This window comes from aff. Roholtiella sp. LEGE 12411, from assembly GCF_015206995.1.
GTDB lineage: Bacteria > Cyanobacteriota > Cyanobacteriia > Cyanobacteriales > Nostocaceae > Komarekiella.
Genome location: NZ_JADEXR010000076.1, coordinates 1 through 13,002 on the forward strand (window position 1 = coordinate 1; position 13,002 = coordinate 13,002).

Annotated in this window: 12 protein-coding genes; 7 read left to right on the top strand and 5 right to left on the bottom strand. The window is 42.1% G+C overall.

All coding sequences use genetic code 11. The features are described 5' to 3' along the window. Window positions 1-179 precede the first annotated feature (179 nt). On the top strand, window positions 180-566 hold the full coding sequence (locus IQ246_RS17135) for an IS630 transposase-related protein (RefSeq protein ID WP_194004557.1): 387 nt from the start codon (window positions 180-182) through the stop codon (window positions 564-566). Further along, window positions 485-1,126, top strand: coding sequence for a transposase (locus IQ246_RS17140; protein ID WP_339379313.1), 642 nt, complete (start codon window positions 485-487; stop codon window positions 1,124-1,126). Before IQ246_RS17135 ends, IQ246_RS17140 begins: the two co-directional genes overlap by 82 nt. Window positions 1,127-1,245: 119 nt before the next feature. Here the strand turns inward: IQ246_RS17140 and IQ246_RS17145 are convergent, their stop codons facing one another. Then, entirely contained in the window at window positions 1,246-2,190 is a 945-nt protein-coding gene (locus tag IQ246_RS17145; protein WP_194004559.1) for an NAD(P)-dependent alcohol dehydrogenase, read from the bottom strand. 23 nt (window positions 2,191-2,213) lie between these two features. Between IQ246_RS17145 and IQ246_RS30435 the strand changes: the two genes are divergently transcribed. The 5 genes from IQ246_RS30435 (at window position 2,214) to IQ246_RS17165 (ending at window position 5,473) form a co-directional block, all read left to right on the top strand. Beyond that, complete coding sequence (locus tag IQ246_RS30435; RefSeq protein WP_244142068.1) at window positions 2,214-2,336, top strand: XisI protein; 123 nt, start codon at window positions 2,214-2,216, stop codon at window positions 2,334-2,336. Window position 2,337: 1 nt separating this feature from the next. Then, window positions 2,338-2,511: an element excision factor XisI family protein gene (locus IQ246_RS17150; RefSeq protein ID WP_194004560.1), complete on the top strand. Its 174-nt coding sequence runs from the start codon at window positions 2,338-2,340 to the stop codon at window positions 2,509-2,511. A gap of 993 nt (window positions 2,512-3,504) precedes the next feature. Next, window positions 3,505-4,959, top strand: coding sequence for a nitrogenase cofactor biosynthesis protein NifB (nifB, locus tag IQ246_RS17155; RefSeq protein ID WP_194004561.1), 1,455 nt, complete (start codon window positions 3,505-3,507; stop codon window positions 4,957-4,959). A gap of 3 nt (window positions 4,960-4,962) precedes the next feature. Further along, a complete protein-coding gene (locus IQ246_RS17160) occupies window positions 4,963-5,187 on the top strand; it encodes a hypothetical protein (RefSeq protein ID WP_194004562.1) in 225 nt (74 codons plus the stop codon). Next, a complete protein-coding gene (locus IQ246_RS17165) occupies window positions 5,177-5,473 on the top strand; it encodes a 4Fe-4S binding protein (RefSeq protein ID WP_194004563.1) in 297 nt (98 codons plus the stop codon). Before IQ246_RS17160 ends, IQ246_RS17165 begins: the two co-directional genes overlap by 11 nt. Window positions 5,474-5,927: 454 nt before the next feature. On the opposite strand, the gene IQ246_RS17170 is transcribed toward IQ246_RS17165, so the two are convergent. The 4 genes from IQ246_RS17170 to IQ246_RS17185 are packed head-to-tail and all read right to left on the bottom strand — an operon-like array spanning window position 5,928 to window position 12,912. Further along, window positions 5,928-7,196: a nucleotidyltransferase family protein gene (locus IQ246_RS17170; RefSeq protein WP_194004564.1), complete on the bottom strand. Its 1,269-nt coding sequence runs from the start codon at window positions 7,194-7,196 to the stop codon at window positions 5,928-5,930. Between the two features lie 14 nt (window positions 7,197-7,210). After that, window positions 7,211-7,843 carry a hypothetical protein gene (locus IQ246_RS17175; RefSeq protein ID WP_194004565.1) on the bottom strand — a complete coding sequence of 211 codons (633 nt, stop codon included), beginning with the start codon at window positions 7,841-7,843 and terminating at the stop codon, window positions 7,211-7,213. Then, window positions 7,840-9,660: an ABC transporter ATP-binding protein gene (locus IQ246_RS17180; protein ID WP_194004566.1), complete on the bottom strand. Its 1,821-nt coding sequence runs from the start codon at window positions 9,658-9,660 to the stop codon at window positions 7,840-7,842. Before IQ246_RS17180 ends, IQ246_RS17175 begins: the two co-directional genes overlap by 4 nt. Window positions 9,661-9,663: 3 nt before the next feature. Next, the gene (locus IQ246_RS17185; protein ID WP_194004567.1) at window positions 9,664-12,912 is read right to left on the bottom strand and encodes a type 2 lanthipeptide synthetase LanM family protein; all 3,249 of its coding nucleotides are present in this window, start codon (window positions 12,910-12,912) and stop codon (window positions 9,664-9,666) included. Between the last annotated feature and the right edge of the window lie 90 nt (window positions 12,913-13,002).

Consider the following 13,002-nt stretch of genomic DNA (forward strand, 5'->3'; position numbering starts at 1 on the left):
CTATTGAAAACGCAAAAGAAGAAATAAGAGGGCAGATAAATGCATTTGTAATTAAGAGCGAGCGCTCTAACCCAGTATCAGCAGATTGGATAATTGTTGGGTTTTCCGATCCGGGATACTGGATTACAGCACTTCCGCCTGTTATCAGGTACACTAGATTAAAATATAAATACTTTTAAATGAAATCCTACTCTGTCGATCTTCGAGAAAAAATAGTTGCAGCACATCTTCAGAAAAATATCTCAATCAGGAAAGTGGCGAACATATTTTCCGTGTCAAAGAGTTTAGTGCAAAAGCTGGTAAAACAACAAAAACTTGAAGGAAATTTACAATCAAAGCCGCGAGGAAAGCCACAATTTAGTCATTTAACAAATGCTGACACAGAGTTGAGAGAATTAGTTGAATCACATCCAGATGCAACATTGATAGAGTTGTGTGAATTATTTGCAGACCTTACTGGAAATTCAGTAGGTCGAAGTGCAATGTGTCGGGCGTTACAGAAATTAGGATTAAATCGGAAAAAAAAACAAAGCGGAGTACCCAAGCGGGGACAGAGAGAGTTCTGAATTTAAGATTAGATTATTGGGAAAAAGTCAAATATATAGAGCCAGAAAACTTAGTCTTTTTGGATGAAACTGGTGTCCTACTTGGGTTAACGAGGACTCATTGGCGTTCACAAATGGGAACAAGAGCTTACTCTCTTAACCCCTTCTATAGAGGCTCAAAAGTTACAGTAATTGGAGCAATTAGTATTAAAAAAGTAGTCGTATTAATGACAATGAATGGTTCAATGGATGGCACTGCATTTGAATTATTTATTGAGAAGTTTTTAGTGCCAAATTTATGGTCAGGAGCAGTGGTAGTTATGGATAATTTATCTGCACATAAACTAGATTCAATTGTGCCAATGATTGAAGCTGTAGGTGCGAAAGTTATTTGTTTATCTTCATACTCCCCCGATTTTAATCCAATTGAATTATGGTGGTCACAATTTAAATCTTTTTTACGCAGTTTTGCTCCAACTACAACAGAAATGGTTGATAAACTAATCTCAGTTGCACTCGACTTAATAAATCCTCAACATTTAAGAAACTGGTTTACTAGTTGCTGTTACTGTACCTCATAACATCCGTAGGTGCTGTATGCAACGCCGAATGCACATCGCGTTAAGTTAGATTTTTTGTGGAGTGGGTTAGGAAATTCCCCTAACCCAGCAATTAAACTAATTTATAGAACTACTCGCAATCAACTGGAAATTGCGATCGCAATCTTCCCCACAGTACGCTCAGTTTCGCTATAAGTATGAGCCGCAGCTAATTCTGCTAAGGGATATGTGCGATCAATCACCACCCTGATTTTGCCAGCTTCAATCAAATCTTTGAGATAAACCAAGTCTTGAGTGTTAAGCCGCTCAATGATAAATTTAGCTTTTTGCCCAGGAATAAAAGCTGTTAAGATACCCTGCACAAAGATTTCGGGCGTCGGTAGCGTTGTGATATAAACTCCATTAGGTTTGAGAACTCTTTTGCTAGTAGAGAGCGATCGCTTGCCAACCACATCAAAGATAATATCGTACTGTGCTGTACCCTCAGTAAAATCTTGTCGCTTATAGTCGATGAGGTAATCTGCTCCCAGAGATTTCACAAAATCCAAATTTTTAGTACTGCAAACTCCCGTTACCTCCGCCCCCAAAGCCTTAGCAATTTGCACCGCAAAAATCCCTACTCCACCCGCAGCCCCATTAATCAAGACAGCTTGTCCAGCTTGGATATTACCTTGCTCGCGCAAGGCTTGCAATGCCGTGAGCGCCGCTAAGGGCACAACAGCAGCTTCTTCATAAGTCAGGTTTGTTGGTTTGGGCGCAACCAAGTTTTCTGAGACAACTGCAAATTCAGCATAAGCTCCTCCAGGGAAGCCAGTACCGCCATAAATAGAATCTCCTGGCTGAAAACGCGTGACTTGACTACCAACCGCTATTACTTCTCCCGCCACATCAAACCCCAGAATCATCGGGAATTTGTTCCCTGTAAGCAAGCTCAACATTCCCTTACGGATTTTCCAATCAATGGGATTAACACTACTGGCATGAATTTTTATCAGTAACTGCTCAGGTTGAATTTTTGGCTGCTCTACGTCTTCGTACTGCAACACTTCAGGCGAGCCATACCGCCGGATAACGACTGCTTTCATAGCATTCCTCCTGCTACCCTGTTTTGTTTACGGAACTCAGAAAGCTTGTTATTGCTTATGACTTTAGTTTAGCGATTGCTGATATTCAATCGGAAGTCGTGTTTGATCGAACCCGCGATCGCTATTTGTGGATGGATGTAGGTTGAGATGGCGATCGTGGTTCATATTGACTTGATTGATGGCAAAATCTGGATTCAACGAGATGGGACTGAAGAAGGCATTGCTGCCGATTTAGAACGGGCTGGAATCCCCAAAGACCACATTGTACTTGGGTTTCGTTCACCGGAAGTCAGACCCTACACGGGCTATGCAGTTGCTTGAAGGGCGATTCGGTAGGATTTTTGATAGCTGATCATAATCCTGGGGTTTCAGCACTCAGTTCCCTTGAAGTTTTGGGCTATCATCCACTAACTCAAACAGATCGTCTTTGCTAGCAGAAAACAAACATAAAAAAAGGTTTAGAATTAGATTAGTTGCAAATATTGTGCATTAAGTCATTTCTTTGCAGGAGTTTATATGCCTTATCCAATAAGATTTACCAGCGCAATTTAATATTATTATCTCGAGAAAAATTAAGAAAATATGAATTGCATTTCTTCTCCAAAAAAAATGATATGTTAGATACAGAATTGAATTTCGCACGTGTCTGGGGTAGCACGACGTAGCCTACTCCAGTTTTTCCCCCTTAAATCCCTTGGCATTTGTCGCTTTTAATGGGATTTAAGGAGCCTTTGAGTACACATTAGAGACATCCAAAAAACAGTTCAAAGTCGGTTGAATCCTTGCTGATGTTGAGTTTCAATTGAGTACAAAAAAGTCCTGAACCCCTGTCTATAAATACTCGAACCCCAACCTAAAAACACTAGAACCCCTACCCGAAAAAAAGTTTTTCAACTTCTTTAATGCCCTAACAGCCAGGGTTTTAGATTTTGAGTACAAACTTAATAAATCCAATAAATTCTATCCTAGATAGACGCACTACCGACCTTGGCGACGGCTGATATAAATCTTATATCGCCAATCACTTAACGCTCTGGCAAACACCAAAAGCGAAAAGTGAGTGGAGGGATGAGATAGCACCATGCCTGAAGTGAATGGAAGTCGCGGCTGTACACATAAGTTCTACCCAAGACCCAACCGTTGACACACACCAGCCGAAACTCAAAGATTTGATCAGCCTGTCCTATGTAATCAGCCGCCCTTGTTATAGTAGGCAGCGTGGGTATAAGACGCGGCTTCAATTCCTAGGCATAGACAATAGCAACAGCATCTCCCACAGTGGCAGCCAAGTCCACCGACCTTTTGCGAAATTCAATGACATCACCGTCTACACGACTCCTCACCTCCCCCGCTACGGAATCGACGACAACCCCAGCAAAATCAGGTGGTTGCGGCTGCGACAGCAACAGCAGCGCCACCGTGGAAAGGGATGAAAAGCTCCAAGAACGCATTGCTAAACATCCCTGCTACAGCGAAGACGCCCATCACCACTACGCCCGGATGCACGTTGCAGTTGCTCCAGCCTGTAACATTCAATGCAACTATTGCAACCGTAAATATGACTGCGCTAACGAAAGTCGCCCTGGAGTCGTTAGCGAGTTGCTAACACCAGAAGAAGCAGCACACAAAGCTTTGGTGATTGCAGGTAAGATTCCTCAAATGACAGTTGTGGGAATTGCAGGCCCTGGCGATCCATTGGCAAATCCAGAAAAGACATTCCGCACCTTTGAGTTGATTGCAGACAAAGCACCGGATATCAAGCTTTGTTTATCAACCAACGGTTTAATGTTGACCGAATACATCGATCGCATTAAGCAATTAAATATAGATCACGTTACGATCACCCTAAACACCATCGACCCAGAAATCGGCGCACAGATTTATTCTTGGGTTCACTACAAGCGTAAGCGTTATAGAGGCGTGGAAGGAGCCAAGATTCTGCTCGAAAAGCAGATGGAAGGATTGCAAGCCCTCAAAGAAGCAGACATCTTGTGCAAAGTCAACTCGGTGATGATTCCGGGAATTAACGATCAGCATTTGGTCGAAGTGAATAAATTCATTCGTGAGAATGGGGCATTTTTGCACAACATCATGCCGCTGATTTCTGCACCGGAACATGGCACACACTTCGGCTTAAACGGTCAGCGCGGCCCTTCAACCAAGGAACTCAAAGAAGTTCAAGACAATTGCTCCGGCAACATGAAAATGATGCGCCATTGTCGTCAGTGTCGAGCCGATGCAGTCGGATTATTGGGAGAAGACCGCAGCCAGGAATTTAGCAAAGATAAATTCTTGGAAATGTCCCCAGAATATGACCTCGAAAAGCGTCAAGAAGTACACCAAGGTATTGAGAAGTTTAAAGAAGAACTTAAAGTAGCCAAAGACAAGGCACGCACAGGCAAGAAATTTGCTAACAATCCTAAAGTCCTAGTTGCAGTAGCAACCAAAGGCGGCGGATTGGTTAACCAGCACTTCGGTCATGCCAAAGAATTCCAAATTTACGAAGTAGAGGGCAACGAAGTTCGCTTTGTCAGTCATCGCAAGATTGACCAGTATTGTCAAGGTGGATACGGTGAGGAAGCCACTTTTGAGCATATTATGGAAGCGATCGCAGATTGCAAAGCAGTTTTAGTTTCCAAGATTGGTAACTGTCCCCAAGAAAAATTGCAAGAAGCTGGCATACAGACTATTGAAGCTTACGACGTGATTGAGAAGGTTGCTTTGGAGTTTTACGAGCAATACGTCAAGCAACTAGGGAATAGGGAATAGGGTATGGGGCATGGGGCATGGGGCATGGGACAAGATGAAATATCCTTAATGCTCTGCCCAATGATACCAGTCGCACGCCAATTGCTACCCTACGGGAACGCTAAGAGCGCCTCGCTTCTCGCCGCTAGCGCTAACATCACATCACAGCACTGGTTCTCCAATGCCCAATGCCCGATTCCCAATGCCCCATCCCCAATACCCAAAAAGGAGAATAATCATGGCTTATAAAATTACTAGCCAATGTATTTCCTGCAATCTCTGTTTGTCTGTGTGTCCCACTAATGCAGTTAAGATAGTTGATGGACAGCACTGGATTGACCCTGAACTTTGCACAAACTGCGTTGGTAGCATTCATACTGTGCCTCAGTGTAAAGCTGGTTGTCCCACCTGCAATGGTTGCGTCAATCAGCCCAGCGATTACTGGGAAGGCTGGTTTGCCAATTACAACCGTGTAGTTGGAAAGTTAACAAATAAAGAAGATTACTGGGAGCGGTGGTTTAACTGTTATTCATAACAATGTTTGCTATCAAACATATAGAAATGTAGCAATAGCAAGGCTTTGGGGTTTTGCAGACATCGCATTCAACATGAGAAGCGTTAGCGATCGCATCACTTCTATACTCTGCGATGCACTGCTTTGCTTAATTGATAAGCGTTTCCGCTTTTCTTAGTGCCATTCCCCTAAAGCCGAATGGCACTAAGAAAAGATACAGCCCTTGCTCTGACTGGTTAAGAGCCTGGGGGCTGGGAACCCATTCTGGGAGGCTCCGCCTCCACTAGCTTGACAAGAGGCAGAGCCTCTTTAAACACATTCCCAGCCCCCAGGCTGGGAACGAGACGACACAAGCCTTTGGGCTTTTCTTAGTGCCATTCCCCTAAAGCCGTTAATGCATTACCGTTGATGGTTTAAGGGCAGGTTTAGCCCCAAGCGAAAAAGTCTTAATGCTGACCTTATGTTCAAGGAAATCTTATTTATTGAAGAGACGTTGCCATATAGTTACTACTAAATTTCTAGTCAAGCGAATTGGTCGGATTAAATAGTAGAGAAAATCCAAATATTTGGGCAGTGATAAAAACTGCTGATCTTGAAATGTTGGCATCATTTTATGGAGTATCGGAAGAATAATCCAACGCCAAAAACTTCCAATACAGTAATGTATTTTATCCTGTTGACGTTCCATCATTCTGATGTGAAATTTGAATGTTTTGAAGCTAAAGCCTTCTGTTTGGCTGATAGTTTGATTAAAAAAGTCCTGACAAACTTCAAAAGTAAGTTTTTGGCATTCTAAATCAGCCCGAATTCTTTGATTAACTGGCTCTGGTAAAGTAGTTTCTAAAAGATTATGTGCCAAATATAAACCTAGTAAAAGCATACGCTCTGTGCCTAGCTTTTTGGCTTTTGCCATTATCTGCTCCCAATCCGTTTGTTGATGAATGCGGATTAATTCAGCTAGATCACAAATCCATGCTAGTCTCTCCCACAGATGTTTGGAACCATGCACACAGAGAATTACAAGCAAGTCCTCTAATCCCAGGTTCGGTACTTTAATGTCAATTAAAGGTACTGGCTCCAGATGTTGCCATAGGTTGTCAAAATTAATAGGGAAACAGAAAAAATGCCTCGCAGTAATGTTCTGGTGAATATCCACAAAGACCAAGCCATCATTACGCATTAGTGAATGTTCATTGATGTATTTCAGTCGGGCTATCTCTTTGGCATCACTTAGGAACCATCTTGGGAATGTGTATTTGTATTCTCCTTGTTTTTGGAGCAAATCAATTGCTTTGAGAAAGTCTTGATCGCTAACTAAGATGTCTAAATCTCCGAATTGTCGTAGCGCAAGATTACCGTAAGCTCCAACTGCAAGCACTGGCCCTTTGAACGGGATAGCATAGATATCGTGTTCCTTAAGTAACTCCAGTAACTTCAGCAGTTCTTGAGTTAGCAACAGATTGTGGACGGCGTTGGTATGGTAATAACTGCGTAATTGAGTCAGGATAATTTCAGGAACGGCTTCCGAGCAAGTAGCTTTCAAGCTTTGGTACAAGAGCGGTATCACCCCTTGACTAGCTGCTGTTTGGATTAAGTAAGTCCAGTCGATATCTTGCTGAAGTAGGGTTTTGATTCGCTCTGCTGTTTGGGTGCTGATGCAGGTTCGAGAACAACACAGAAGTAACTCGATTTCTGCTCCCGCCGTTTCTGAGTCTTTAATCGGTGGTTTAACTAAGGTTTTCATAAAAAGTCAAATATCTAACTCCAATACATTTGTTGCTCAAGATGACGCTGAATCCGAGTTTTTAGTAGTCCTATCAAGGCAATACCAGTCACGGTTCCATAGGCCAACGAACCTATAACTTCTACAAGCGTAGGGTCTACTATTGGTAGAACAAGTGCGATCGCACCTCCTTTAGCAACTCCACCGATACAACTGGCAAATATCCACCAAATTGCATACCGGATGTGATTTCGCAAAACTAGCCATTGAAAAACTCCGATTACAGTTGACGCTAAAAACATAATCAAGATATATGTCCAAACTCCCTGTATATTCACAGTGACTCCGAGTATTAATAAATATCCTTGAGGAGCAATTTCTACAATCTTTTCCCCAATCTTAAACACATAAATAATTAAGTATGCTGTAATCCAACCATAAGCACTGGCTAGTATCCACCTACCTAAATGCGGGATGTATTTTCGCAAAACTAGCCATTGTAAAATGCCAAACATGGGCATAGTAAAGAACGATAATTGTCCTATCATCACGTTGATTAGGTTAGCCACTACCCACCAAAACCACAAACTCAACAAAGAGAAGGCAAGTCGTTTGAAAAGATAATGATCTGCATTTATATTGTTGAAAAACTTACGCGCTCGTTTCATCGATAGTGTTGGGCTTGGGTTTCAAACAAGTGTGCATAGCTAGCGCCTAGCTGCATCAGTTCCTCGTGAGTACCGTTTTCCACAATTCGCCCGTGTTCCATCACATAGATGCAATCGGCCATTTTTACTGTAGATAAGCGATGGCTGATAAGGATAGCAGCTTGACCATTGATGAGTTGGCGGAACTTTTGAAATACTTCTTCTTCTGCTTTGGGGTCTAATGCACTAGTGGGTTCATCGAGGACAATCACCTGAGAGTCACGCAAGAATGCTCGTGCTAGTGCTACTTTCTGCCACTGACCAATACTGAGTTCTTCTCCGTCTTCAAACCAACTCCCCAAAATAGTTTCGTAGCTATTAGGCAACCCATTTATGACATCATCAGCACCTGCTTTACAGGCAGCATTTTCAATTCGTTTATCATCCGGTGGGAGGTCGATGTTACCAAACCAAATATTTTCCTTAGCAGTTAGATGATACTTGGCGTAGTCTTGGAAAATGACGCTGATTTGGCGGCGGAGGTCTGTGCTAGAAAAGCAGCGCAAGTCATTGCCCTCAAAGGTGATGCTTCCCTCTGTGGGGTCGTATAATCGGCACAAAAGTTTAATTAGGGTAGTTTTGCCTGCACCGTTCTCACCCACCAAGGCTACTACTTCCCCTGGTTGAATATTTAGGGAGATATCTTTTAGTCCTGGGCGATCGCTGGTAGGATATTGAAAGCTCACACCCTGAAATTTAATCCCCTTTTGCTGGAGTAGAGGAACGGGCAGAGGATGTAACGGTTCCACCACCTTGGGCTTGAGGTCAAGGAACTCGTGGAGGTTGGAAAGAAATAGGTTATCTTCATAAAGACCAGCTAAACTGCTCAACACCCCTTGGAGCGCACCTTGTCCGCGCTGAAATGCTTGGTAATACATAATCAGGTCGCCGATGCTGAAAGTGCCTTTAACTGTTTGGTAAGCAATGATACCATAGGAACCATATACTGCGAGGGTGGCACTCGTTTGGGCAACAAACCCTGTAATGGCACTTCTTTGAGAGATAGCAAGGCTTTCTCGGTAGAGTTGCTTTCTTAATTGGCGAAAGCGGCGACTGAACAGAGAACCCAAATCAAACAGCCGAATTTCCTTGGCGTACAAACTATTGGTGAGTATCCAATCTAGGTAATAAGCTTTGCGTTCTGTGGCTGTGCGTTTGCGCTTCCAGTGATACATCTCGCCTGCATACTTTAAACGCACAAACAGACCGGGAACTGTGGCAATAAAGAGGATGGCGGCGACCTCCCAATGGAACCAAAGCAGTAAGCCTGCAATGGCTACTAGGGAAATGGTGTTCCCCATTAGCTGTAACAAACTATTGAGGATATGGCTAGGACGAAATGAGGCTTCTTTTTGGGCGCGTTGCAGGATGTCGTGGTATTGGGAATTTTCGTAATACTCTAAGTCAATTTCAATGGCTTTGGCATGAACAATGCCGTACATGTGGTCGGTGACTATCTCAGCTTGGGTTGTGTTGACCAGTTCTGCAATTGAACTGCACAAGGCAATAACCAGGTTAACTGTGCCTGTGAGTGCAATTAGCAGCGCTACCTGTTTGAAGGCTGCTTCTTTGTTGGCAATTGCGATGCCAGCTGACACTGCATCTACAATTACTTTCATTAAATAGAGTGAAAGTAAGGGTAGCGTACTCTGCAATATTAGGAGTAGTATACGAGCGATCATCCAAGTTGGACTGCTTTGCCACACAAGTTGTAACGCCCGCTTTAGCCGCAATGCTCCTTGAATTTTGTGTTTGAGTTTGTAGGGGTAGGGAGTCATGGATTACTCCCACAGCAACACGGAGGGGAGTTGGTCTGGGTAAGCTAGTCTCAGAAGTTCGTAACCAATTCCAGATGCACCAGGAAAGAAGCCGGGATGGAAAGTTAGGATAGAACCGTAATCAAAACCACCTTTTTGTTTGGCACGAGCTACGACCTGAGCGGCTTGTCCCATTGCCGTTTCTATTAATTCAGGTCGGTTAAGTTTACGACCTGCGGTAAATAGAAATTCGATTCGACCTAAATTGCCACAGCAGAGGTGGTCTACTCCTGAGATTTTATGTTCTTTTGTAGTATTGATAGCTACTTCAATATCCTTGCGAATTTCAGGGGTATCTAGAATATCTAAACCAGCAACTCTGGCTAAACCAATACCAGGAGCGCCATGACACCAAGAACACATACAAGCAGGACTTTCTTTTGTGGATGGTTGTCTCAGATCTGGCCAATTTCCTATTTCTCGAATAAAGACACTACGTTCATAGGCTATGGCTTCCTCAGCTGCTTCAAGAAAAGAAGTTTCGCTTGTAACTTTATATAAACGCAGTAATGCGTAGGCAATTCCTGATGTACCGTGAGAAAATCCAGTGAGTAATTTTCCATCTAAAGTTGCCCATGCTCTGTAGCCTGAATCACTTGCAACACGATTATTTAATAAATAGTTGCCACAAGCGATAGCCTTTTCCAAAACTTCTGTATCAGTAGAGATATTGTGAAAAGCTAACAAGCCTAGAATAGCTCCTGCTGCCCCCAAAATAATATCAAAATTTTTATCAGCGTCAATTAGCTTAGAGGTAATCAAAGATGCTACTTGTTTGGCATCTTCTAGGAGTGCTGGTTCCTTGAGAAAATTACTGAGATGAACTAAAGCATAAATAATACCACCACTACCCAATGCTCCACCAATACCAGCATTTAAATTATGAGTAGATGCCGATTCTCTGATATCTTTAAGTAGAAGCTGCAACGAACTTAAAGTGAGGTTACGAAAGCTATCGCCTGGGGAAATTTTTGCTAATGCTGCTAGGAATAAAGCAAGACCGCAACTGCCATCATACAGGTTATACCCCATGGGTTGAAGTTGAAATTTTTGTACATGAGAGAGATATTGAGGGGCTAACCATGTAACGCTACCATCATCAGAATGAATTGCTTTTTTATCAAGGTTTGTTGCTAACTCACGAGCTTGGGTTACAAGTTCTTGCTTGGTTAAAGGCAGCAACGAAGTAGAAATAAAACTTAAGTTATCAGACAGGGATAAACGATGAGCATCTTCTGCTGTACGTGCGTACAATGCTCCCTGAATAAATGATATCTGTTGCTCTAAATCCTGCTCATTAAGTTTATTTAAACGGGTAATTACAGCATTAAAACTGGGTTCTGTGAAATAATCTTCAATGATTAGATTGGATGAAATTTTTAAAGCATTACTATCTGAACGAGCAGTGAATAATGGGATATCCATTTGCTCTAATGCCTGTTTTTCTGCTTTTACAAGCACCCAGCATGAAGGTTTTGTATCGGAAAAGAGCATTGCTCTACTTAAAATATCAAGTTGAATACTCCACTCTGCACCATCGCGCAAAAAATTCGGATGAAGGGTATGTTGTAAAATTGAAGCGTAGGTTGAGGTGTTACGAAAAATAAAACGTACTGGTTGACCAGATAATGCCATCAAGGGGCTATCGGAAGCTATCAAAGCTTGACGATGTTTCACCAAGAAGCGATACATTTGCTGGAAGCCATTAATAATTTCTTTATGATTATCTTTCAGTGCTAATATCGCTTCATCAACGGAAGTAGTTTTGGATTTCGGATTAGTGTTTGATCTGGATTCTTCCTTGTTATTTATTATGTTTGTTTTAATAGTATTACTTTGCTGGGATTGATTAAACTTGTTATTTTGACCGTTCCCTCCTAAACCACTAACATCATAAGCGTGACCTTTTGGATCAAACTGCCACTGCGGTAAGAGTGCGGTACGAAGTACCGAATGCCAAAGTTGCTGATTGGCTAGTAATTTAGATCCTTTGGTTGGCTGTCGCGTTTCCATTTCGCGTACCCAAGGATGCATCAGTGTCTCAAGGTCAATTAATACAGGGTGTTCACCACAGGCAACAATATTTTCGTTATGTAAATCTGTGCTATCTAAGAAATACACCAAGCATAACAACATCCCGCAGCGCTGGTAGTACCGATTGGTTTCTTCTGGGTCTTTGCAGGGTACAAACTCTACGAATTCAACCCAGCCATAACCTGAACGTTCAAGTACTTGAAGTAACTTGAATGGCAATGGGACATCCTGCTGATTTAACCAAGCCAGCAATTTCATGTAAGCTTTTTCCATACCTATATCTTTTGGCTTGTAAACCAGTTTTAGTCCTGATGCAAAGCTTATGATCATGACAGAACGACCACCATGATGGCGATCAGACATATCTGGTTTTATGCATGTAACCTTTCCTAATTCCTTTCCGGGTTGGAAAAATCTTTCAATATCAAACAAATCCGAGGCTAAACGAGAGATAAATTCTCCAGTGGCATCAACCCACAAATCAGTAGCCTGTGCCACTAATCGTCCTAATACAGGGTATTCTTGGAAGAATTTTATTAGCCGACCTTGGAGAAAGTATTTGGTAAAGTGCTTGTAATGATGCTGAGAACTAACATTTATTGATTTCTGCAAACGGCTTACTAGAGTAGTTTGTCTACTTAGATGGAAAACCGACAACTCAAACTCTAGTGACGGTGTACATAGATTAACTAACCATCTTAGAAGACTGCGCTCAAGAATTGCATGAGCTGCGTCACAAAGTAATTCATAGCCAGAGCCAACTTGCGTCTTTAACTTAGTTCTAGCTACATAAATGAATGGTGATAAAATTTCTTCAAATGGTAGCGGATATTGAGGGTCTAAAAAAAAATTCCCAGAATCTAATTTATCTTGATATAAATAAGCTTTCAAGCATTCATTTAATGTTTGAGTCCAAGGAGGCAATGACTGTCCTTCACAGATAGATGCACAGCTAATCAAATTACGAACTGTGTTTAATTCCAGTCCATCCCAAATAAGGCGCTGTTCAAATTTTTCCCTATCCCCCAGAGTCATCACCTGACACCATTGCTCAATTATGGCATCAACTACAGCATGATTTTCTGGTATCTCTTCACAATAAAATTTAGAACTAAGTCTCTCTCCGATTGTGGTGCCTTTTTTGGAAATTTTCTTTAATTCTTCTTTAGAAAACAACATCTTTACTGTCTTGCTAAGATTATACTGATTTATAAGAATTGTTTGGGGGTATCCCTTGTCAATACCATGCCAAGATGGACGAATACCCAC